We start from the raw sequence: 24,042 nt of genomic DNA on the forward strand, positions 1-24,042 counted from the left end.
TCCCTCCTATACGTGATTTTTCGGATCAGCTGCATCAGCAAATGAGTTTCCTATAATATAGAAGGAAATTGTAATTATACTTAACACAACACTCGGGAAAATGAGCTGGTAACGTAAGTCTGGAGACATCATTAGTACCCGACCTTCATTGATTAAGTTACCTAAAGAAGGCTCACTGATAGGCAATCCTAAACCGATATACGTTAAAAATACTTCTGCACCAATTGCAAATGGTATTGCTAAGCTCATACGTAACATAATAATCGAAACTAAGTATGGTAATAAGTTTTTCAAAATGATACGGTGACTCGGCGTACCTAAAGTTCTTGATGCTAAATTGTATTCACGATCACGTAAAATTACAATTTGGTTTCGAAGGAAACGCGCCATTTCTACCCAACCCGTTATACACATTGCAATAATAATTGTAGAAATACTAGGTCGTAGTATTAATGACATTAAGATTAAAACAATTGTTGTTGGAATATTCTCAATGACGTTATATGCATGGGAAATTGGTGTTTCTAGTCTTCTAGAATAGCCCCATAATGCACCGATTGTTATACCGACAATTACCTCGACAAAGGCAACGACAACTCCAATTAGCAAGGAAGTCCTAGTTCCTGCCCAAATACGTGACCATAAATCTTGACCAATTGAATTTGTTCCAAACCAAAACTCATCATTTGGTGATAAATTCCTTACTTGATACCCTGTTTCTTCGTCCAAATAGATCTCGGTTGGAGACTTTTGGTATGGTAAATAAGGCTGAATAAGTACAAAGAATACAATTCCAATTACTAAAATGAGTAAAAACACCGCAAGCTTATTTTTCAAAAATGACTTCCAAGTTGATCGCCAATACGAATAATTGGAGTAGCCTGACTGTTCTGCTTTGCTTTCATCAGACGATGCAAATTCAAACAATTGCTCACTTGATTTATCTGTAATATTGCGTATTTCTTCAGAATATAAGCCCATTAGCGAACACTCTCCCCTCTACCTAACTTAATACGAGGATCGACAAGCGCCATCGCAATATCACCTAAAAATAATCCGATGATTCCTAATGATGAGAAGATCAATACAAGACCTTGTACGACAGCGTTATCTTGACGTTGAATGGCATCAACTAGTAAACCACCCATTCCTGGAATGGAATATAAAGATTCGATATAAATGGAACCAGTAATTGTAAATAATATCGTTGCTGGTAAATATTGAGCAAGTGGAATAAATGCGTTTCTCATAACATGACTGAACATCAACGTGCGTTCTTTCACGCCTTTAGCGCGAGCTAACTTTATATAATCTTTATTTAGCTCATCGACCATATAACGACGCATCCACATCGCATATGAAGCAATTGGTCCTAAGGCTAGTGAAATGAGTGGTAACAACCAACTTATAGGTTTATCTTGGTCAAATAACATTGGCAGTTTAAAGATGTCAGTGATGTATACTTGTATTAACAAGAAATAGACCATGGAAGGTACTGCAACTATGAAAACTATATAGCCTGTCCCTAACCTATCAAGCCATCTACCTTTCATTTGTGCCATTAATATTCCAAGCGGTACCCCGACTAAAATTGATAATGCTACAGCTGCTAAACCAAATGATAAAGAGTACATAATTTTATCAGCAATAATATCTAGTACTGGTACATCCGTTCGATATGTAATAGATTTTCCAAAATCCCCACGAACTAAATCAGAGTAAAAGTTTCCTAACTGAACGAGTATTGGATCACGTAAACCTAAACTTGTTAAATATACTTCTTGTTGCTCTGGTGACATTTTATCAGCAGCTGCCCCTAAATAACCTTCTTCAGGTAATAAGCGTAATAGTAAAAATACTATTGTAATGATTACTAATAATGTAACTACTGACTGTAATAGCCGCTTTCCGATATACCCTAACATAATGGAACCCCCTTGCTACCTTGAGTAAGAAGGAAGGAGATGGTATAAGGCCATCTCCTTCCTCTTGTTAATACACTACGAAACTTCTATTTTTTTAATAGACTCGCATAATGTATTAATGTTTTAGTTACCTGCTTCAGCTAATGCTTCAGCACGTGCTTTCTCCCATTGCGCCTTTGCTTCTTTGAACTCATCATTACTCATTGGTTTTTCTAAAAGTTTTTGGCCTTTGAATTTCTCCATTGTTACACCGAATGGTGAGTATTGTGCTTCGAATGGATTTAATTTAGAAGCAAGGTAACCACTACCACCTACAGCGTAAGGAACTACAAATGCTTCTTCAATTAAGAATGCCTCAGCCTGAGCAAATAATGGATAACGTTCTGCTGGATCAATCGCAGCTTTAGCAGTGTTTGCTAAATTTTCATACTTTGGTTGACCGTTTGAATCAGTGTAACCTTCAGCAAGTTCTGGTTTGTTATAACTTCCACCGATCGTAAACGGATCTGTGTAAGTAGATGGGTCAGCAAAGTCTGGGCCCCAGTTTACTTCCATGAATGCATACTTACCTGGACGACGAACTTCTCCAAGGAATCCAGTTGAAGGTCCTGCATAAACGATAATGTCGATATAATCTTTACCTAATAAGTTTTCCATTTGTTGCTCAATTACTTGTGAACGGTTAGCCCAGTCTGGACTACCAGAGTTATAAGGCATTAACACTTTGACTGGGAATGTTGCTTTTCCAGCAAGTTCTGCCATAGCTTTTTCCTTAAATTCAACAGCTAACTTCGCGTCAAATGAATCTGTATTACTAAACTTAGCTAATGCATCTAATTGTGTATAATCTACACCGTCAACATCAACGAAGTTTTTTGGAGTAATTGTGTTACTTAATAACGTTTCTGGATTGTATGGCTCTACCGTCATCATTGCAGAAACACGGTCAAGACCGTGGAATAATGATTTACGGAAGTTTTTATTGTTTACTACTACTTGCCAGTTTTCTGGCTCATACTCAGCATCAAATTGTGGATTAAAGTTCAATGCATAGAAATATGTGTAGAAACTATTTGAACTTTGACGAACTAGATTTTTCTTTTCTGGATCATTGAACCAGTCGTCTAAAATCGCAGTTGGGATTGCAGCAGCATCAATTTCTCCACGAACAAATAACTCAGGTGCTACAGTTGCAGCCTCTTTGTTATATTTGTACTCAATTTTGTCAATTAGGACATTGTCTTTATCCCAATATGTTGCATTTTTTGTTAACACACGACGATTTTGTGGTTCAAATTCACTTAAAACATATGAACCGTTATATAAGAAGTTCTCTTTTGTTGTACCGAAGCTTTCCCCTTTTTCAGCTAAGAATTCACCATAAACTGGGAAGAAACATACATAGTTCAACATAGAAAGGAAATAAGGTGTTGGTCCTTCTAATGTGTACTCAACTGTATATTCATCAGTAGCTTTTACTCCTACTTGAGAGAAATCCGTAATCTCACCTTCATAGAATGCATTACCGTTTTTCACGACAGTTGCAATCCACGCAGTTGAAGACTCATTTTTTGCATCAAGTACATAATTTAAACCATCAACAAAGTCTTTTGCAGTAACATTCGCAACTTCTTTACCTTCATGATCTACCCACTTTACACCTTCACGAAGTTTGAATGTCCAAACAGAAGCATCATCATTTGATTCCCAAGATGTAGCTAAACCTGGTTGTACAATTCCGTACTTGTCATACTCGATTAAACCATCAACTAAGTTTGCTGCAACCGCAAACTCATTTGTGTTAGAAGTTTTTAAATAGTTTAATGTCGTAATTTCTCCTGAGTAGATAGTGCGGTAAACAGATTCTTCGCCTGCTCCTTCTTCACTTCCACTACAAGCTGCTAGAATGACAGTTACACAAGCTAACAGCAATAATAGATATTTCTTCATAGAAACCCTCCCCATTTATATCTCTATTTTTATATTGAAAATCCTATTCCAGGTTCTTCAGACATTTTAATCCACTGATTTTCAAATGTCGGTCCGCCCGTAACTGGATCTTTCAAACATAGGCTTGGCCCATCTAAATCAACCATCGTGATGTTTTTCTGTGAAGCGGCAAAATGAGCAGCTGCACTTACACTAATTTTTGTTTCTAACATACAACCAATCATGCACTCAATTCCATTTGCTTCTGCAATATGTGAAATTTTCTGAGCTTGATAGATTCCACCAGTTTTCATTAGTTTGATATTTATCAAATCGCATGCACGTATCTGAATTAGCTTCAACGCATCTTTTGGTGAAAAAACACTTTCATCAGCTAATATGTTTGTTTGTGTATGCATCGTTACATATTGCATTCCTTCTATATCAGAATAATGTACGGGTTGTTCCACTAATTCGATATTTGAACCAGCGTCCTCTAATTCTCTTATAATTCTGACCGCTTGTTTCGGAGACCACCCCTGGTTAGCGTCAACACGAATCGTTACGTTAGAGCCGACAGCCTTACGAATTTCTACTACGCGTTGAACATCAGTTTCAGGGTCTTTCCCTACTTTGACCTTCAAAATTTTAAAACCCCGTTTGACGGCATCTAAACTATCTTGGACCATCTCAACTGTATCGTTCACACTTATTGTAATATCAGTAATAAGCTCGTTTTTGTATCCGCCTAATACTTTATATAGTGGTGCGTTATAGCGCTTAGCAAATAAATCATAGATTGCCATATCTACCGCAGCTTTTGCACTTGTATTTTTATAAAGACAAGTGTCTATGCGGTCCATAATTAGTGCAATTTCTTCTATATCCATACCTAAAATTGATGGTTTGATAAAGTTTGTAATTGCGTGGGTAATTGATTCTTTCGTTTCACCAGTTATCACTGCAGTTGGAGCTGCTTCTCCAATTCCTACTTGCCCAGTATCTGTATATACATAAACACCAATGTTATTAATTTGATGTACTGTTCGAAGAGCTGTTTTAAAAGGTGTTATAAGTGGTGCTTCGACCTCAAAAAGTTTGATGTCTGTTATTTTCATATGATTCACCTAAATTTCTTTTAAGTTAAAAATTGTAGAATGCGTAATACATCGAAGTAATTTTCTGTTTCATATTCAACTGTATTATGCGGTTTGAATTTTGCTCCAGGATAGAATGAATTTCTAAAAGCACGTGTGTGATCACGATAAACGATCTCCACAACGAATTTCTCTGGTAAGTTAACTTGTAGAGAATTTTTTTCAACTTTCATAGCTTCTTCTACTAGCCTTTTTGTTTCACTAATGGCTAATTTCGGACTAACACTTAATGTTGCTCCGCCGATTCCCTCTTTTGTCGCATAGGTAACGATGTTTTCATTAACCGTCATAATTTCCTCAGTAAGGCCAACATCTCCACTTACAAAGGCTACTGGTACCCCATGTAGTGCTGCTGCATATGTATTAATTAAGAATTCACTTGCATACTCGCCATTAATTTTCACATCTGCGTTAACAACCAATGTATGTGCTAGTGGATTACGGTGGCTTCCGCCTTTACTGTGATATCCGATAAAAATTGCACGATCAAAACTTGCATCTAGACCTGCAACCATACACATTGGATCTCCCGTCCAGCCGCGAATAATTTTCACATTTTCAGGTAAATTTGAAATGTCTATATTTCTAGCAGAATCATGTGCATCTTTTAATAGTATTTCAGTTGCACCGCCAGCTATTGCACCTTCAATGGCTGCTTCTACTTCTTTAGTCATCTGTTGTTGAAATGGTGCATAGTCAGGTGTGTTTTTCTCTGTTTCGATCCATGTAGTAGATCCTGCAACTCCTTCTAAATCGGCACTAATAAAAACTTTCATATAAAACGATACTCCTTTACTTCATTATTTTGAATTTCAGCTACTATTGGACCGTACAGTACAATGTCCGATTCTAAACGTCTTGCCCATGAGACATTGCCATAATCATAGTGCCACCATTCTTCCGAATAGTTATTAAATCCAACATTTGTCATGCAGTTATATAAAATCCGCCTATTTTTAAGCGCAATTTCATTAACACCCGGATGATACTCAAAATAGCTTGTGGCGGACTTTTCACTCATTTCATCAAATTCCGTTCCAAGATCAAGAGCATTCCCAGTGAAATCACCTAAAGTTAAATCAACAGCACCTCCTGTAATGTGCGGTGAAGTTCTTGTTGGCTCGACACTTGGAATAGCAACATATTTTAAAGTTTCTTGATATACTTGTTCATTTGTCAAATCCGGGTTTCTTTTTTTTATATTTTCTGAAAAAATACGAAAGATTGATTCCTGAACCTGGATCGGTCGATAGCCATCATACAAGATAAAACTATATTCTTTTGGCAATAAATCTAGAGCTTTCTTTAATCGAAGATAAACACCTTCTCGTAGGTAAATTTCCTTTAGACTTGAGGGAATTTTTTGCTCTATGTAAATCGGCTTAATATAAAGTCTGTTTGGCTCAGCTTGAACTTTTATAAGTGGTTCCTTATTGTCAATAATTTTGGGATTTTTCGGATTGTAATTAGTTTGTATTTGATCAATTGGTCTCAATAAAAAGTTCTGTATGATTACCACCCCAAAATTTTAAGACTTGCATTATGTCATATAATACAATATTTAGACAATTCAGTATTTAAAATAAAATCTATCATACTTTATATATTTTTACTAGTTATAATTTGCATTTTTTGTAACTATACTAAATATTTTGTAAAAGCTTTATAGATGCATTATTAGATTTAATTCATATGTTTACATTGAATAAATACTATCCTTTTGCCACAAAAAAAGTTATTCAAGCAAAATAATAGCTTGAATAACTTTTTAACTAATTACCAAATATATAAGAATTAACTGTATGCTTATCCCTACCAGTTGTTGTAGTTGCCTGTGAAAGGGAGTTGATAATTGCTTCTTCAGTTGCTTCGGCTGCAGCTGTAAACAAAAGATTCATAACTACGTGATCCTCTCGTAGCTGCGTTCTAGTTTCAATAAACGCCTTAGTTGAATGAGGTATTTTATGTGCTGTTGTAAATCCAATGACAATATCCCCACTACCATGTGAGTAATGGCTACCAGTCCTACCTAGTCCAATACCACAACGTTTTATTACACGTTGTAATTGTCTACTACTTAATGGCGCATCTGTTGCAAGAACGATAATTATCGAACCATCTGTAGGTTTTATTGTAGATTCTTTTTGTTCTGGTATCGTTTTGTATCTTTCTGCTTGAAACTCTGTGCTCTCTCCAAAATTACTTAATACTAAACAACCAACAGTATAGGACAGATTTTCACTTTCAACCGTAACAAGGCGTGATGAAGATCCAATTCCACCTTTATATCCGAAACAAATCATACCTTTACCTGCCCCTACCGCTCCTTCATCTGCCACATTACTCGTTGCGTTCTGTATCGCTTCTTTGGCATGCTGCGGTGTAACAGGACATGAACGAATAGAATTTAAATAGCTATCATTACATTCACCTACAACAAGGTTAATTGTTCCTGTTGATATTCCTATTTCCGGATTATCTTTTAACATATACTCCAGAGTACCTTGTGTGACTGCAGGAACTCCAAATGTATTGGTTAACATGATTGGCGATTCTATAACTCCTAACTCATTTACTTGAACTAGTCCCGTTGTTTTACCAAATCCATTAATAACGTAACTTGCTGCTGTCACTTTTTCTTTAAATAAGTTACCACTATGAGGTAATATTGCTGTTACCCCAGTACATGCATATGTATTTTTTCCATCAATAGGAAAGTCTAAGGTTACATGGCCAACACTAACTCCCTCAACGTCTGTTATACAGTTTTTACTTCCAACAGGTAACTTACCAATGTTAACACCTAACTCCCTAATTTTACTTCGCATGAACATAAGCCCCATTCTATTATTTTAGCAATATTTTACTGGTAATTAGCAAAAATGAATAGAGGCTATTGGATACTATTTCTTTTTTACATTTATATATATAAATAAAAAACGCCCAAACTCCTTTTATTAAAAGAGCCTAAGCGTTGAGATAACAATTATGTATCAGTATTAACACAATATGATAAATTCAATCATCATGCAATGCATATACTCCTTTCTTCACATAACTTTCAAACTTTTAGTAACTTATAATTATTTTTTGCAATATTTCTTGAAATCCATGATATTTTAGTATTTAATTTATCAATTTCTAAAGATCACACATGAAGGATTATTTATATAAACTCTATTTCCAAAAGCTTAAAACTGTAAGATAATTATTATGGAGAAAACAATTTAAAATTGGAGAAATTTTATTATTATGATATCAAGAAAATATTTTTGGATTATTATTACAATTTATTTACTAATAGGATCTTATATTTTTTATGAGAGTTATCAGTCGCCGATAGTTGGAATTGAAGTTGAAAAAGAAGATAACGATTGGATTATTAGTGGATTTAAATTTTCTGAAATTGGAGAACTACATCAAATTCATAAAGGTGATATCCTTTTAGAGATTAACGATATAAAAATCGATGAAACTACGAAGTTAACATATGACAAAATGATTAGTTTTGCAAATAGTATAAAACTAATCACCTCCGATGAAGAAATTCGTTACATATATTTTAGCCATCATGATTTACCAACACAATTTTTTAATAATTATATTTTACCCCTTAGTTATTTTCTAATTGCCTGCTTTCTAGCAATATATTTATATCAACATCAAAAGGGAAATAAACAAGCTTTAAACTATTTAATTCAATTTATTTTAACTGTTGCAATTGCATGCGGAAGTATTCCTTTACTTATTCGTCTGAATTGGTTTGGACTTATTATTAATAGTGTATTTACAGTACTAAGTCCGATTTTATTACTCTCTTTTTTAAAACACTATTATAGTTTTCTCAATATCCGATGGAAGTTTTTTAATTTTATTCACTATTTATATGTGATTCCTATAATAGTATTTCTTTTAACAATTTTAGAGAAGTTCTTCACGTGGATGTACAGTATCGATACGGTTATTATATTATTATTCTTCTTTTTATTAGTCATTATTAACATAATAGTAATCTGTATCGGTTATGTGAAATATCCTAAATCCCAGATCAAAGTGTTATTATGGGGAATTGTCTTTCCATTTCTCCCCTTTTTAGTAATGTATGTAATCCCATTGATATTTTTACAAAAATACATATTCTCTACTTCAATACTAACTATCTTTTTCTTGTGTATTTCTTTCGGATTTACGTTTGCCCAATTCTCTGAACGTTTATTTGATATTGATTACTATATTTCTAGATTAAAATATTATTCACTCTATTCATTAGTAATAACAATGGTACTAGGAATAGGGATCTATTTCATTATTTCTATATCTATTCCTCTATTACTTACTATATGTATATTTATTTTTATAGTTATCTTGATAAGTTTTTATATTAAAGAGAAGTTGGATTATGTTAATCGCAAGGTTCTATTTACACCACATGGGAATTATATTCACCAGCTCTACTCTACTATTGAAGTGATAGGAAAAACAGTTGATATTAATGATTTATTTAATAAGTTATCAACTATACTTTCTAAACAACTCGAGTTTGAAGTCGTATATGTAGTAGCTTTTAACGTTAAAGAAAAGAAATTTGTTGAAAACAAAAAAAGTATAGTAAATCCAATACATCAAACTCTCCCTATATCTCTATTTGAAAATCTACATCTAATGGAGATTTTGAACACCGATGCTTGTTATGTAACATGTATACATCAAGACGTTGAGATGAAGCAGATTTTAATATTAGGAAATCGAAATCATTCGTCTTTAAAGCATGAGGAACTACTTTCTTTAGAACTACTAATTTTATTTACTAATAATTTTATTGATAATACAAAATTAGTTGAGGACTTATTATCGAAGTTAAATACGATGGAACAAAGGGATCAAGGCCATCCTTATTGGTTTGAAAAACTTGTTTTACTAAAACTAGAAGATGAAAAAAATCATCTGGCCCAAGATCTACATGATACTATTTTGCAAGAGCAGATTTTTCTAATTCGAGAAATGGACAGTATGCTTTATGAAAATAATGTGGAATGTTTACAAACAAAAATAGGTGATTTTCATCAGCAGCTCGTCTCTATTAATCACCAATTACGGGCTTATTGTGAAATTTTAAAACCACCATTGTTGGATACTTTAGGTTTAAATGCGGCTTTGAATAAGCTAGCTATACAAACAAAAAAACGCGCTAATTTTACATTAATTTTTTCGATTGAACAGATTGAAACGACAAATAAGTATATTCCTTTATTAATTTATCGATTAATCCAAGAAATGTTAACGAATGCTATTAAGCACTCTCAAGCCACATATGTAAAGATACAATTGTTAAAATATGAGGGCGGATTTGAAATATCATACATGGATAATGGTATTGGCTTTGATCAATCCATTTTAAAGAATTCAAAATCTATGGGGTTAACTGGCATGAGAGAAAGAATAAGAACATACAACGGATATTTTGAAATAGATACTTACCCAAATGAGGGAGTGCAAATTCAAATACGTGTGGGAGATGTCTAATAATGATTAAAATTATGATTGTTGATGATCATCAAGGTGTCTTAGAAGGAACAAAAAATCTTTTTCAAGACATTGATGATATTACCGCAGAAGCAAGTGATGATATATACGGAATACATCGAATGTTAAATGAAAAACAAGCGACTTATGATGTGTACCTAATTGATATAAATATGCCCGAGCAAAATGGGATAGTGTTATGTAGTAAAGTTCGTTCTTCCCAACCTACTGCAAAAGTAATTTTATACACAGGGGATAATATTGAAGATTACTATTCTTTACTATTAGATAAAATGGTCCATGGCTTACTATCTAAAACTGCAACGAAAGAGCAAGTAGTAAATACAATACGCGAAACTGTTAAAGATGGTCTTGTTATCCCTTTTAATTTTATCGACTTTGTGAAGGATCATTATAATGATGATGAGAATGAGGAATCTTTAAAATTGAATGACAGGGAACAGCAAATTCTTAAATATGTGGAGATGGGGTATTCAAATAGTGTTATTGCCAGTGAACTTCATGTATCACAGCGTACTATTGAAAGAAATTTGTCCCAAATTCTAGACTTATTAAATGTCACTTCACGTACGGAGGCTGTCATGGTTGCACGAGAAAGAAACTTAATTTAACTACTTTTAAAGAAAATTAATAGGCGCTGCTCAGAATTAATGTGCTAGAGCAGCGCCTTACTCAAATGAGTCTATATCATCATAACATTCAATTTGCTTTTCCAATTGTTAAGTGGCCTCCCGTAAATATGTTTTGTTATTTTCTAAAATTTTTATCATTTGTTGAAGAATTTTTTCTTCTACCACTGGGGTGGCATTTAATTCTTTACTAATAATTGTATACAAATCTAATACTGAGCCTACGTCGAGTCTATGTTTCTCCGCTAGTTGAAACGCTCGCTCTAACTGACCGGTTATCATCGGCAGTCCTCCTTTTTTGTTTGTTATTTCTATTTTATGATGTTTTAACTAAATTTTCATCTTAAATAGCAAAATTTTTTTATTTTTTTTATTTTTAGTGTGAATCGCCCGAGTCGAACGTGAGTAACCGGGCGATTTTTATTAGTATAGGCAATTTTTTAATTATTAATATGACAATCCAAAGTTATATTGGTAATCGTTTCCATCCTTATCTTGATAAACATAACCTTGCCCCTTCCTGAACCCAGGAATATCACCAGCAGAATTGTTTACTGCTTCTTGACTTGCTGGGATTGTAAATGGAAGTTTTCCTACGGGATTGAATTTACCACGAATTACTTCAATTAATATTTCTGGTTTCACGCCAAAGGTTGCTATAAAACTTGCTGCATTTGGTTCAATTTTATTGATTAGCCATGGATTTTTAAAATCAACTGCAGTAATTGTTGGAACTTTCTGCTGAATTTCACTGACACGTTCAATATTATAAATACCTGTATCTGGACCAATTGTTAATGTAATTTTACTTTTACCGAATAAATCCATGCTTGGTAGTATCCAAACAAAGGCCTGTGTTGCTTCATCCAAAGTGTCTACAATGGTGATATTCGGTTCTTGTTTTCTAATTAACTCTTTTAAATTTTGGGTATTTTGTCCATTTTCGCCGCCTGGGAATACTTGAACATATAATTTCATGTTTTGTAGCTTATTGTCCGTTAATGGTAATAATTTCGAATCATTTCTTAACAAGACAATGGATTTTCGATGGGCATCGTCTGCACGTTGCTGTGAATCAGGATCATCAACAACTTGAAGCGCTTGCTCAGGGTCAACATAAGGATTTTCAAACAGCCCTAGCATCATCATTTCAGTTATTAAGTAACGAGCAGAGCGGTCCACAACTTCCTCACTAACTAAACCTTGACTTACTGCATTAACAATAGGTGTTGGATTTGTAGCCCCAGAAAATATATTTGTTCCCGCATTTAATGCTTTCGCAAAACGTTCTTCAATCGATAAGTCAAGTGCTCCCCATGCTTTATCAATAACCGCAGTTGTATCTGAGTTTACATACCCTAAAAATCCAAGTTCAGCTCTTAAATAATCATTGATAAAGCTTTTATTTAAAGCAAAGCCAACTTCCTCAAACTGTTGCGTCTCACTAAACCACTGTAACCCTTGATTTGCACTCATATTACTCGGGAATGCATAATACGGCATAATTGAGGTTGTATCCGCCTCGATTGCCGCTCTAAATGGTGGTAAATGGTATCGTAATAGGCTTCCTTCTGTAGGGTAGATGTTATATCTGCCTTCCTCAAAATGAGGATCTTTTCCTTTTTCTCTAGCACCACCACCAGGATAATGCCTCACTGTTGTTGTTACACTTCGATTGTTGAGAATATCTCCCTGATACCCTTTCACAATTCGGTATATAATATCAGAGACTAATGCAGGGTGTTCTCCAAAAGTTTCATCAATCCTTGACCATAGTGGGTCTGTCGCGATGTCTGCTGAATAACCGTAAAGTTTTCGAATACCTGTTGCACGATATTCATTTGCAGTTATTTTTGAAAAATCTTCAATTAATCTTAAGTCACGTGTAGCTGCTAATCCTAATGTGTTTGGCCAATACGAAAATTGACCAGATTTACCTGGAGATTGATCGGCAAACGCCTGAATTGAATTTACATGATTTCTTGGATTGGAAATGATCATGACAGGTATTCCTAGTCTCGAACTCTCAGCAGCTTGTTGCAGCTGATTATTATAATCGGCGATTGTATTTACAGTTGGTGTTTCGCGAAAAATAAAGTATCTCGTATTTTGATCTAAATGGGTATTGGGTAAAACTAATTTACCATCTCTAAATTTCGGAAACTCAGGAATCATTAACAATCCAGCTTTTTCTTCAAGTGTCATTTTAGAAACCAAATCTCTAGCCCGTTCGTCTGCGGAAAGTTGCCAATTTTCATAAGGATCTAACTGTCCATTACCATTTAGGTCTTTAAAGGTTTTGTCATTTACTGTTAAGGTTGGCTTTACTTTAACAACAAGATTAGGTTGAGTTTCCTTTTGTGCTAATACTTTATGCAATGGAATGAAAGATGATAACGATAAAACGATTACGATAGAAGAAACTAACAATTTATATAGTTTAATCATTGATTCCCTTCCTTTACTCCTCAATATCCATTATTCTGTCGTTTCTTTCATTATTTATGTATGTAGCAATTGTTAAAAATTAAAAGCCATACTAACCTTTTAGATTAGGTTAGTATGGCTTAGCATGACTTTATTGTGGTTAATTAGAATTATCTCGTTCTTTTCGAATAACAGGAAGTAAGGATAATATATTATCTATTAAAAATGACCTACGAGCTTTTTTTACAAAACAGTATGCAGTAATTGATTGATTCGAAACATGAATTACCTTAATTTTACGTTTCGAAATCTCTCCATTTTTTGCAACATAGATTATTTCTACCAATTGATTGCGCATCATGCTTTTGACCAACTGTTCCTTCAATTATCCAGCTCCTTATAAGCTATTTCAGAACAAACGCTCCCAAATCAAAGGGTTTCTATACCAATTTATTATAAAACTAGTTATTTAAGAACTTTATGTTAGGCTTATAAGGGAATGTTGATATCTTTTCTTAATGCAGATTCTACTAAACATTATCTTCATGTAACAATAAAAAGGTGACTTCTTTGTTTTAAAAAGAGATCACCTAACTAAAATATGTAAGTATATTACATTTTATTCTTTATTTATTATTTTACTTCTCTATTCCACTAACCTTTTCGTAGGACATAACGGAAGTTGCAACACAATCGAAAAACTCATCAAATCCACTCAGGTCGCGTTTAGAAAAATTATCTTCTTTGTGATTGAAGGTAATAAATTTGATTAGGTAAAAATCGTGCCCTTCTTCATGAATTACTACGTCTAAACTACAAAAGAAATCTTCTAAGTCAGTTATTACTCTATCAATATGCATTGTCTTGATTAGATAAGATACAATTTCCAACTTAATCACCTCCCTTTATCCAAATTGAAAGTGGTTATATTTAGAAATATTCACATTTATTATAACAACAAATTTTATACAAATTTTTACAAATATAGCAACTTTATTTAATATTATTATTGCTGAGAAGATATTTTAGTTGCAATTTGCTATTGATATCGTATATATTTTATATTTTTAGCAAGAAATATCTGATTTAAAAAGTTTTTACTTCAATTATTAAACTTTTAGAATATTTTGATAAAAATTGATTTTTACCACCAATAATATGTTAATATAGCTTAAATAGTAATTCGTTTGCTATTATAAATTATTTAAATAAACTAACATAAATAAAACAAACTAAAGTCAATACGTGAAGGAGAAGTTCTATGAAACCAAATGTAAAAATTATCGATTGTACCATTCGAGATGGCGGACTTGTAAATAATTGGGATTTCAGTATCGAATTCGTTCAAGATTTATATAATGGATTAAATGATGCGGGTGTTGAATATATGGAGATTGGTTACAAAAACTCGCCTGCACTTTTGAATTCAACTGAGCCGAATCCTTGGAGATTTTTAGATGACGATTTTTTAAAACAAGTAATTCCTGAGAAAAAGACAACAAAATTATCTGCATTAGTGGATATTGGACGAGTTGATCCAAATGATATTTTACCTCGTGAGGAAAGTATTCTAGATATGATTCGTGTAGCATGTTATGTACGAGAAGTTGATAAAGGGTTAGAACTCGTTGAAATGTTCCATAATTTAGGATATGAAACTTCTCTTAATATCATGGCGCTTTCTAGTGTACCAGAACAACAATTGATTGAAGCTTTTGATATGGTACGTGAAAGCTCTGTAGATGTTGTTTACATCGTGGATTCCTTTGGTAGCTTAGACCCGAGAGATGTCATGCATCAAGTTAAAAAATTCAGTGAACTAATTCCTAACAAAACACTAGGAATCCATACTCACAATAACTTGCAATTAGCATTTGCAAATACTTTAACAGCAATGAGAAATGGCGTAACTTACCTTGATTCATCGATCTACGGTATGGGTCGTGCAGCTGGAAACTGTCATACTGAACTACTAGTAGGCTATATTCCAAAAACAACTTATGAATTAAAACCATTGTTGCATGTAATTGAAAAACATATGCTTACTATGCGTGAAAAATGGGAATGGGGTTATATTATCCCTTACATGGTTTCTGGCATTCTGAACGAACACCCACGCGTAGCAATGGCTTATCGTAATAGTGACGAACGTGATCAGTTCGTAAACTTCTACGATAAAGTTACAACACCTGAAGCATCGCATTCTCCAATGCCAAAATAAGAACATGAATTGTAAAGGGCGACACCTAGATTTGGAGTCGCCCTTATTTTTATATACTAAATAATTTGATACACAACTTCAAAATCTTCAAAAACTACTGGCATGTCTTCTGTGAATTCATAACCAAGTGATTTTCCCTCAGATTTGTAGAACCGTTCATGCCCTCTTTGCCAAGATTCTAAAGTATCGTCTTCACCTTCACGTTTACAAATATCATAAGTAATTTCTTTATAAGGTATAATTGTAACTGCAGTTGTCTCAATTACACACTTTGGATTTCCTTCCCAATCTGTAACTATACTTAAATCACCAACTTCAGGGACACGTGCACCTTCAATTTGATAAGCAAATAAACTACTTGCAGTAGCCTTTTTCTGGCCAACTAATACCAACTGTAAAAGTTCATTTGCCAATTTCTCAGTTAGTTCAAAATGAAATACATCAATGTATTTACTCGTTTCATTTCTGCCAGTTTCCGCTAAAAATTTATTCCAAAATAATTCTACACTTTTCTGAATTTGTTCCCCTTTTACCATCACTTAATCCCCTTTTATGTTATTTACCAAATATATATGTTTTTAGTAAAGCTAAACGCTCTCTCAACAGAGATTTTGTTCGCACGCTATTCGGAGTTGGTGCACCGATAACATCTGTTTCCAACCCGACAACTTTGGCTAAGTATTTAGCTCTAGTGAGATGAAAATCATTTGAAATAATAGTCACTTCTGTTACACCTTCAGGTAATAATTTCTTAGAATATAGTAAATTCTCATATGTTGAAGTAGAATTTTCTTCAAGATGAATACGCAAAGGGTCAATACCAGCATTTATTAAGTAATTTGCCATCACAGAGGCCTCTGTTGCAGGTTCATCGTGCCCTTGTCCACCAGATACAATGACTTGTACGTGTTCATACTGATTGAGATATTCAATTGCCACTTCTAGCCGATTTTGCAACGATAGTGATGGTACTCCACTCGGCTTCACTTTGGCACCGAGAATAATTAAGTAATCATTTGTTCCATCTGCTGTAGTTGTTTGTCCCTTCTCTATTTCAGCCCCTAGCCAAAAATATCCAAGGAAAATTAAGAGAACAAACAGTATGATCCCACTAATCCAATATTTCATAGACTCACCTCTCAATCATTTTAACGTTTTTGGAGTGGAAAGGCTCCGGAATTTTTCCAAGTATGTAATATTTTATTTTTAGCCTCTAAAAATTTGTTCAACAATTTTTTAAAATTCATTCTTATTAAATTTGATAGGTATAAATATTACGATAAATTCAAAACCAAAACAATTATTCCTAAACACTAAAAGGGTGACTGCATATGATACATCTAAGTGACTATGTTAGGAGGATAATTTGATGAAATATAAAAATCAAAATCAAAATATTAATCAAGAACCTAACACACTAAGTCAAGCCGATAAACTAGCAATCATCGCAAGCTTGATATCCACTTTTGGTGGTGGGCTAGGGACAATCGCTACTTTAGTTGCAATTCAAGAAGAACAACAAAACAAAGAGCAAAGTAAACAAACTAATGGAAATAATGATTATGTTATTAGTGAATTAAACAAAATAAAAAAGCAGGTAAATGCTTTAGAGGTGGAATTAAAGCAAATTAAAAAAATGTTATCTCGACTTACGTAATAGGTAAATTCTATTTAACTTTATATGCATGACTACATAAAATAACCTTTACCATTAACAAAAAGCATCAAATCATTGTGTATGATTCAATGCTTTTTGTTTAATTCGAGATCTATGTTGTAGAAGGAAGTAATAGGGATAAGCGATTATTTTAAAATATCCCCAACTTTTTCAATTGTTTTTTCTGAATTTGCGCATCGCTTTCGATGCCTCACGATAGCCCTATTCAGCTTAGGAGTTTACTTATGAGAAAATAACTCTTTTTCTATGTTTATAGGAATTTTGAATAACGCTTTGCACATGTTGGTCAACGGTTTTGTTATAAGTATCAGCTTGCTCGATATTTGATAGATGTCCCGTATTTTTTAATACGACCAATGATGAATCTCGAACAAATGATTTCATTAACATTGAATGGTGAAACGTAACTATTCGATCTTCAAGTGAGGAAATTATCGTTGTTGGAACATCAACGGAAAAAAGAGTAAATGCATAATTTCTTCCAAATGCAGCAGAGGTACTCTTTAAGAATGTATCTTCTCGTATTAAGAAAGCTTCTTTTGACATTGATTGCAGTGTTTCATCTTGTAATTGATAAAAACATGCATTAATAGATCTTTTTTGAAACTCCCCATACCCTATTCTATTGATTAATCGCTTATATTTTTCTAGTTGATATATCCCTAAAAAATTTGGAATATAAAAAGTTGTATTACTTAGGATCATGGACTTTACTCTGTGTTTTTGCTGTTTATATATTTCCTGTACAACTAATCCGCCCAAAGATAAACCACAAAAGTGGGACTTTTCAATATTTAAGTAATCTAAGACTTCTAAAATATCTTTGGCAAATGTTTCAACGTTTAAGTTTTCATTTTTATCTGATTGACCATGCCCTCGCAACTCAACTAAAATCAGTCGGTACTTTTCACTTAATATTAACTGAGGAAACCATGTTTCTTTTCGATTTCCTAAACCATGAATAAAGACAATAATTTCCCCATGTTTAGGTCCTACATCTAAATAGTTTAACATCTATTCCCTCCTTACACTAACACCATTCCACTTTAGCTTTAAGTGTTGGGGCTAGTATTAGTGATGCTCTATGCTTCTAAATTTAAGAGCTAATCACTAGTTAACAATTTTATATAAATAGCCAGGCCGTTTTAACCACAATCCACCTATTCCATTCATTTATAAGTATTCGCAATTCGATAATGCTTTTAAACACAAGATGTTCAATTATATAGTGCAATCGTTTACATATTGTTACTTGTAAATGTAGCTTTCATATATAGTATGCAAACATCTTCATTTGCATTGTATTAGAACTACAAATTATGACATTTTTTTGATTTTTTACACAAACCGTATCGATGTAACGTCGATTTTGACTAAAAAAATCCTTCATTCTAGTTTGAATGAAGGATAAAATTCATTATTAAATGATAATTGTTTAAGAAGGGATTTAAATAAGGGGGACTTCATGACTTTCTGGTTTTAAAGTCATTTGGACAATGCATTATTTGATTAAGTAGCAAACCAAACGAATTTCATTGACTATAGAGAAGATACAGAACTTTTGAATTGAATAAATCCTTATTTAAATAACACAGCTTGAATTTTGTTCACATTTCATTAACATTACTATGGGAAGATAAAGTAAGGAGTGATAATAATGAAGCGTCCTATAAAAGTTTTAGCAATTGAAGATGATCCAAATATTGTTGAACTGATGGATTTATATATAACAAAGATAGGGTTTACATTTATATCAGCATATGATGGTGAAGAAGGATTGAACCAATTTTACAATGAGTCTCCAGATTGCATTATTCTAGATATAATGCTACCTAAAATGAATGGCTTTGAAGTTTGTAAAATGATTCGTTTAGAAGATAAAAAAATTCCTATTATTATGCTGACAGGTAAAGGTGAAACCTACGATATCGTTAAAGGTTTAGATACCGGTGCAGATGATTATATCGTAAAACCATTTGACCCTAATGAATTAATCGCACGTGTAAAATCTGTATTAAGACGAACAGTTTTATCTGAAAGCGAAGATGATGTTCTTCAGTTTTCCAATATTGTGATTAACATCAATGAATATCGCGTAATAATTGATGGTAAACAAGTGTTGATGGCTCCAAGGGAAATGGAGTTATTCTACTTCTTAGCAATGAATCCAAATCAGGTGATTTCAAGACAGCAGTTATTGGACCGCATATGGGGTTATGATTTTGAGGGAGATCCTCGGACTATTGATGTACATATTAAAAGTGTTAGAGATAAGTTAACTGTGCATAATGCAGATTGGTCTGTAGTTACGATTCGCGGTGTAGGCTATCGTTTTGAGGAGAATATGCATGCTTAAAAAAAATACAATCTTTTCAAAATTGTTTTTAAGTTACTCTTTCATTATTGTAACGTCTCTTTTATTATTCATAGGTGTTTTTTCTATTTATTCCACATAACTCTTTACGATGAATATGAAGAAACCTATCAGCATCAATATGAACAAATAGAAAAGCAGCTATACAGTCAAAAAAATTTAAGTAATCATGAAACTGCAGAAAGACTTAGCTATGCTTTAAACCAGCCACGTTATCATATTTATATTATTGATGAAAATAGACGACAAATTTTCGGGCCGGATCCTAACCAAACCTCTCAGATTATTAGTATTCCGAATGAAATTATTAAACAAGTACTTGCCGGTAAAAAAATATCTGAGGGGAATTTTTACAATGGAGAACTTCGTTATATTGTATCTTCAACCCTCCCCTTTAGTATAAACGGAGTAAATACTCCCATTATGGTAAATATCTTTCACGATTTGACACATGAATATCAGCAGGTAATTTATATGATTTTATTTACATTCACTATCGCAATTGTTTTTGCAGGGTGCATTTTATGGTTTATTTCTAAAAAAATCACAGCTCCATTAAGAGAAATGAATGACATTGCAAGACTTTATGCAAAAGGAGATTTTTCAAAATCAGTTCATGTTAATTCTAATGATGAAATCGGACAGTTAGCAAATTCCTTTACGTATATGGCAAAAGAATTAAATCAATTGGAAAACACACGTAAACAATTTATTTCAAATGTATCGCATGAGTTACGTTCCCCTTTGACTTCAATAAAAGGATTTATCATTGCTTTAATGGACGGGACAATACCGAGTAATAAACGAGCAATGGGTAGCCATGTTGCCGTTGTGTTAAAAGAAGGAAACAAAGATGATAGTGAAAAGTTAGATGTATCAATCCTTGGAATTGAACCTGGTTCCTTTTTAGAACCTTCAGTCGTAGAAGGTAAGCCTTTAACAGAAGGTGACAATTACCAAGTTACCGTAAACAGTTCATTGAAAGATAAAGGTATTGAACTAGGAGATATATTAGAAATCGAAGGATTCGATGAAACTCTTGAAGTAATCGGGTTTGTTGAAGGTGAAACTTTTAACCATTTACCATCAATTTTTATCGACTTAGAACCATGGCGTTCGATACATTTTGCTGCGCCTGGCTCTGATATGGGTGTAGAATCCCCTGTTAACGCGATCATGCTACAAGGTGATACTATTGACACGGAGAAGCTAGCTAATTCAATCGATGGAATTGAAATTGCTACTAAAAAAGAAGCAATTAATGGATTACCAGGGTATACAGCAGAAAATGGAACGATTATGATGATGCTAGGATTTTTACTTGTCATTTCAGCTTTCGTTATTGGCGTATTCTTTTATGTTCTAACATTACAAAAGGCAAATCAATTCGGTGTAATGAAAGCAATCGGTGCAAGTAATGGATTTTTAGCGAAAGCGATTATTTCGCAAATTACTTTACTAGCAACAATTAGTATTGGTATCGGAATCATATTTACATATGGTACTGCTGCAATTCTTCCCCCGGGTATGCCGTTTGCATTAGATTCTTCGTTAGTATTTAGTTATGCCATTATTCTATTAGTAGTGTCTGTACTAAGCTCACTCATCTCTGTAAGAAGAATTACAAAGATTGATCCGTTACAAGCAATTGGGAGGGTAGAATAATGAGTGGAATTCAGTTTAATAATGTCACAAAATATTATCAAGATGGAGCAGGTACTAAGTTAACGATTTTAGATAATGTATCATTAAATGTACAGCCAGGTGAACTTGTAGCTGTCATCGGACCCTCTGGTTCAGGAAAAAGTACTTTCCTATCAATTGCAGGAGCCCTCTTACAAGCTTCAAGTGGTGAAGTAATTATTAATAATACTAACCTTTCTAAAATGTCGCCAAAGCAAGTATCTCAATTACGCTTAGATCAGATTGGCTTTATTTTGCAAACATCTAATCTAGTACCTTATTTAAATGTTCTTGATCAATTACTAGTTGTTAAGAAAATGAAGGGAAAAATTACAGGTGCTGACAAGCATTTTGCAAAGGATTTGCTTAAAGGCGTTGGATTAGAGAGCAAATTGAAAAAGTATCCTGAACATCTATCTGGAGGTGAGCGTCAACGTACTGCAATTGCTCGTGCATTTATGAATAATCCAGATATTATCCTTGCCGATGAACCAACTGCGAGTTTAGATAGTAAGCGAGCATTTGAAGTAGTTGAGCTAATAGCTAATTTCGTGAAATCTAGAAACAAAGCGGCCATTATGGTAACCCACGACGAAAGGATGCTTTCTTATTGCGACCGTGTTTATCATATAAATGATGGAAAGTTGGTACTAGTAGAGCATTAAGATTGGGTTGTTACTAAGCGAGGCTTCGTGCAATTATTATTGAAGTTCATCTTTAAATTAAGAAATGGAGTATTTGCTTCTAAGCAGTATTCCATTTTTTAATCTTTTATACTGCTTTTGAAATGAAAAACCTCGACAAGTATAAGACCTAGTCGAGGTACTAATTTTAATTACTGAAAAACAGGAGCGACATACGGCTAAAATTGAACTTAGAAAAGTACAACTGGAAAACTAAGTTAACAATCTTGCGTTTTTATTTGATAGATTAGGTGTTTTTTACACCATTTGTACTCAAAATTTAGAAGAATAAAAAACCTATACTGATAATAATCCCTGTAAAAATAAGAACAAATAAACAGAATCCCATGATATCTTTTGCTCTTAAGCCAGCAATAGCTAGTGCAGGAAGCGCCCAGAATGGTTGAATCATATTTGTCCAAGCATCCCCCCATGCAATAGCCATTGCTGTTTTCGCATAATCAGCACCCATTGCTTGAGCAGCCTCGATCATAACAGGTGCTTGAACAGTCCACTGACCTCCACCTGAAGGAACAAAGAAGTTTACCAAACCAGCGGAGAAGAATGTAAATAGATAAAATGTATGCTCATTTGATATTGCAATGAACCACTCAGAAAATACAACTGCTAATCCTGATGCTGTCATCATGCCCATAATTCCAGCATAGAACGGGAATTGAAATACGATACCACCAGTTGTTTTAATGGCATTTTGTACAGCAGCTAAGAAACGTTGTGGCGTACCGTGAAGAATTATACCTGATATGATGAAGATTGTATTTACAATATTTAAATCTAAAGCAAAGCCTTTTGTTGCAAAGTGATAGATTAAATAAGTTACACCAATAAGGCCAATTAAAATTGTTAATAGATAACTTCTTTCTGCCCAAGAAGCAAATGTTTTTTCAGCTGGAGGGAATTTTTGTTCTTCCTCCACTAATAGTTTTGGATCAACTTCAACAACATCTTCTTCTTTAGGCATCATGAATCGGTTAAAGAATGGTAATGTAATAATGATAACGATAACGATAAACAGGTTATATGAAGAAAAGATTGTTTGAGTTGTTGGGATTACACCTACTAAGTCTTCATAAAAATGCCCACTTGTTGCAATTGTCAATGGAATTGATCCTGCTAGACCTCCATGCCAAATAACAAATCCAGAGTATGCACTTGCAATTAATAATCGATAGTCTACCTTTTTCACATGACGTGCAATTTCTTTGGCAAATAGTGCACCAATTACTAAACCAAAGCCCCAGTTAATCCAACTAGCAAGCAAAGATACAAAAGTAACCACAATTATAGCAGTGCTTGGTTTTGTTAATTTACTAGCAGAAAAAGTTAATAATTTTTTAAACACAGGGCTATTTGCTAGAACATGTCCAGCAGCTAGTACAACAACCATTTGCATTGTAAATGCTAATATCCCCCAAAATCCATTTCCCCAATGAACAACCATATCTAATGGTGTAGATGGAGTTAAAACAACACCTAGAAATAATACGAGTACGGTTAAAATTGCAACGAAGATATAAGGATCTGGTAAGTATTTTTCCATAATTGTATTTGCGACCTTAGTCATAAACTTCATCTCAAATACCTCCTACTACGTTATTTTAAATTACATTTGCTGAGTATTAAGTTTAGTATGAAAGGAAAAGTATTTGGTTCATTTAAACAAGCTGTTGCAGATAAATAGTTTATGGATTCTATTAACAGCAGTAAGTTGTCCAAATTTAACAAGAACTCAACTTTTCTCCCAAATAAACTTTCAAGTACTCCCTTACCT

General features: G+C 33.5%; 22 protein-coding genes. 7 read left to right on the forward strand and 15 right to left on the reverse strand.

The window, feature by feature from the left end:
• Nucleotides 1-6: 6 nt before the first annotated feature.
• From CD29_RS09590 to CD29_RS09620, 7 genes are all read right to left on the reverse strand, one after another.
• Nucleotides 7-981 carry an ABC transporter permease gene (locus tag CD29_RS09590; protein ID WP_036185909.1) on the reverse strand — a complete coding sequence of 325 codons (975 nt, stop codon included), beginning with the start codon at nucleotides 979-981 and terminating at the stop codon, nucleotides 7-9.
• Entirely contained in the window at nucleotides 981-1,925 is a 945-nt protein-coding gene (locus CD29_RS09595; RefSeq protein ID WP_036185911.1) for an ABC transporter permease, read from the reverse strand. Before CD29_RS09595 ends, CD29_RS09590 begins: the two co-directional genes overlap by 1 nt.
• Before the next feature lie 123 nt (nucleotides 1,926-2,048).
• Nucleotides 2,049-3,875, reverse strand: a complete 1,827-nt coding sequence (locus CD29_RS09600) for a peptide ABC transporter substrate-binding protein (RefSeq protein ID WP_036185912.1) — start codon at nucleotides 3,873-3,875, stop codon at nucleotides 2,049-2,051.
• Nucleotides 3,876-3,904: 29 nt separating this feature from the next.
• Entirely contained in the window at nucleotides 3,905-4,972 is a 1,068-nt protein-coding gene (locus tag CD29_RS09605) for a dipeptide epimerase (RefSeq protein WP_036185913.1), read from the reverse strand.
• A 20-nt stretch (nucleotides 4,973-4,992) separates the two neighbouring features.
• Complete coding sequence (locus tag CD29_RS09610) at nucleotides 4,993-5,787, reverse strand: M55 family metallopeptidase (RefSeq protein WP_036185914.1); 795 nt, start codon at nucleotides 5,785-5,787, stop codon at nucleotides 4,993-4,995.
• A complete protein-coding gene (locus CD29_RS09615; protein ID WP_235801815.1) occupies nucleotides 5,784-6,530 on the reverse strand; it encodes a M15 family metallopeptidase in 747 nt (248 codons plus the stop codon). Before CD29_RS09615 ends, CD29_RS09610 begins: the two co-directional genes overlap by 4 nt.
• 253 nt (nucleotides 6,531-6,783) lie before the next feature.
• Nucleotides 6,784-7,839 (reverse strand): DmpA family aminopeptidase, encoded by a 1,056-nt coding sequence (locus CD29_RS09620; RefSeq protein WP_036185929.1) that lies wholly within the window; start codon nucleotides 7,837-7,839, stop codon nucleotides 6,784-6,786.
• A 424-nt stretch (nucleotides 7,840-8,263) separates the two neighbouring features.
• Here CD29_RS09620 and CD29_RS09625 point away from each other — a divergent pair, with 424 nt between their 5' ends.
• A complete protein-coding gene (locus CD29_RS09625) occupies nucleotides 8,264-10,534 on the forward strand; it encodes a sensor histidine kinase (protein ID WP_036185931.1) in 2,271 nt (756 codons plus the stop codon).
• A gap of 2 nt (nucleotides 10,535-10,536) precedes the next feature.
• Nucleotides 10,537-11,166 (forward strand): response regulator transcription factor, encoded by a 630-nt coding sequence (locus CD29_RS09630; protein WP_036185934.1) that lies wholly within the window; start codon nucleotides 10,537-10,539, stop codon nucleotides 11,164-11,166.
• 108 nt (nucleotides 11,167-11,274) lie between these two features.
• Here the strand turns inward: CD29_RS09630 and CD29_RS09635 are convergent, their stop codons facing one another.
• The 4 genes from CD29_RS09635 to CD29_RS09650 form a co-directional block, all read right to left on the reverse strand.
• Nucleotides 11,275-11,466: a hypothetical protein gene (locus CD29_RS09635; protein WP_036185936.1), complete on the reverse strand. Its 192-nt coding sequence runs from the start codon at nucleotides 11,464-11,466 to the stop codon at nucleotides 11,275-11,277.
• A gap of 165 nt (nucleotides 11,467-11,631) precedes the next feature.
• Complete coding sequence (locus CD29_RS09640) at nucleotides 11,632-13,632, reverse strand: glycoside hydrolase family 3 protein (protein ID WP_052124103.1); 2,001 nt, start codon at nucleotides 13,630-13,632, stop codon at nucleotides 11,632-11,634.
• Nucleotides 13,633-13,771: 139 nt separating this feature from the next.
• On the reverse strand, nucleotides 13,772-13,996 hold the full coding sequence (locus CD29_RS09645) for a transcriptional regulator (RefSeq protein WP_036185937.1): 225 nt from the start codon (nucleotides 13,994-13,996) through the stop codon (nucleotides 13,772-13,774).
• Nucleotides 13,997-14,249: 253 nt separating this feature from the next.
• Nucleotides 14,250-14,501, reverse strand: a complete 252-nt coding sequence (locus CD29_RS09650) for a hypothetical protein (protein ID WP_036185939.1) — start codon at nucleotides 14,499-14,501, stop codon at nucleotides 14,250-14,252.
• Nucleotides 14,502-14,872: 371 nt separating this feature from the next.
• On the opposite strand from CD29_RS09650, the gene CD29_RS09655 reads away from it, so the two are divergent.
• Nucleotides 14,873-15,832, forward strand: a complete 960-nt coding sequence (locus CD29_RS09655) for an aldolase catalytic domain-containing protein (RefSeq protein ID WP_036185940.1) — start codon at nucleotides 14,873-14,875, stop codon at nucleotides 15,830-15,832.
• Nucleotides 15,833-15,888: 56 nt separating this feature from the next.
• On the opposite strand, the gene CD29_RS09660 is transcribed toward CD29_RS09655, so the two are convergent.
• On the reverse strand, nucleotides 15,889-16,368 hold the full coding sequence (locus CD29_RS09660; RefSeq protein WP_036185941.1) for an ASCH domain-containing protein: 480 nt from the start codon (nucleotides 16,366-16,368) through the stop codon (nucleotides 15,889-15,891).
• Nucleotides 16,369-16,387: 19 nt separating this feature from the next.
• Nucleotides 16,388-16,960: a YdcF family protein gene (locus CD29_RS09665; RefSeq protein ID WP_036185942.1), complete on the reverse strand. Its 573-nt coding sequence runs from the start codon at nucleotides 16,958-16,960 to the stop codon at nucleotides 16,388-16,390.
• Between the two features lie 241 nt (nucleotides 16,961-17,201).
• Here CD29_RS09665 and CD29_RS09670 point away from each other — a divergent pair, with 241 nt between their 5' ends.
• On the forward strand, nucleotides 17,202-17,489 hold the full coding sequence (locus CD29_RS09670; RefSeq protein WP_036185943.1) for a hypothetical protein: 288 nt from the start codon (nucleotides 17,202-17,204) through the stop codon (nucleotides 17,487-17,489).
• 243 nt (nucleotides 17,490-17,732) lie between these two features.
• On the opposite strand, the gene CD29_RS09675 is transcribed toward CD29_RS09670, so the two are convergent.
• Nucleotides 17,733-18,524: an alpha/beta fold hydrolase gene (locus CD29_RS09675; RefSeq protein WP_036185952.1), complete on the reverse strand. Its 792-nt coding sequence runs from the start codon at nucleotides 18,522-18,524 to the stop codon at nucleotides 17,733-17,735.
• Nucleotides 18,525-19,167: 643 nt separating this feature from the next.
• Between CD29_RS09675 and CD29_RS09680 the strand changes: the two genes are divergently transcribed.
• The 3 genes from CD29_RS09680 to CD29_RS09690 all read left to right on the forward strand — a co-directional run bounded on the left by CD29_RS09680 (nucleotide 19,168) and on the right by CD29_RS09690 (nucleotide 22,232).
• Complete coding sequence (locus CD29_RS09680; RefSeq protein WP_197061749.1) at nucleotides 19,168-19,866, forward strand: response regulator transcription factor; 699 nt, start codon at nucleotides 19,168-19,170, stop codon at nucleotides 19,864-19,866.
• A gap of 492 nt (nucleotides 19,867-20,358) precedes the next feature.
• Nucleotides 20,359-21,549: an FtsX-like permease family protein gene (locus tag CD29_RS20870; RefSeq protein ID WP_169716173.1), complete on the forward strand. Its 1,191-nt coding sequence runs from the start codon at nucleotides 20,359-20,361 to the stop codon at nucleotides 21,547-21,549.
• Nucleotides 21,549-22,232: an ABC transporter ATP-binding protein gene (locus tag CD29_RS09690; RefSeq protein WP_036185954.1), complete on the forward strand. Its 684-nt coding sequence runs from the start codon at nucleotides 21,549-21,551 to the stop codon at nucleotides 22,230-22,232. The genes CD29_RS20870 and CD29_RS09690 overlap by 1 nt, the downstream gene beginning before the upstream one ends.
• Nucleotides 22,233-22,530: 298 nt before the next feature.
• Here the strand turns inward: CD29_RS09690 and CD29_RS09695 are convergent, their stop codons facing one another.
• Entirely contained in the window at nucleotides 22,531-23,844 is a 1,314-nt protein-coding gene (locus tag CD29_RS09695; RefSeq protein WP_036185956.1) for a short-chain fatty acid transporter, read from the reverse strand.
• Nucleotides 23,845-24,042 lie beyond the last annotated feature (198 nt).

Origin of the sequence: Ureibacillus manganicus DSM 26584 (assembly GCF_000772945.1) — a bacterium.
GTDB lineage: Bacteria > Bacillota > Bacilli > Bacillales_A > Planococcaceae > Ureibacillus > Ureibacillus manganicus.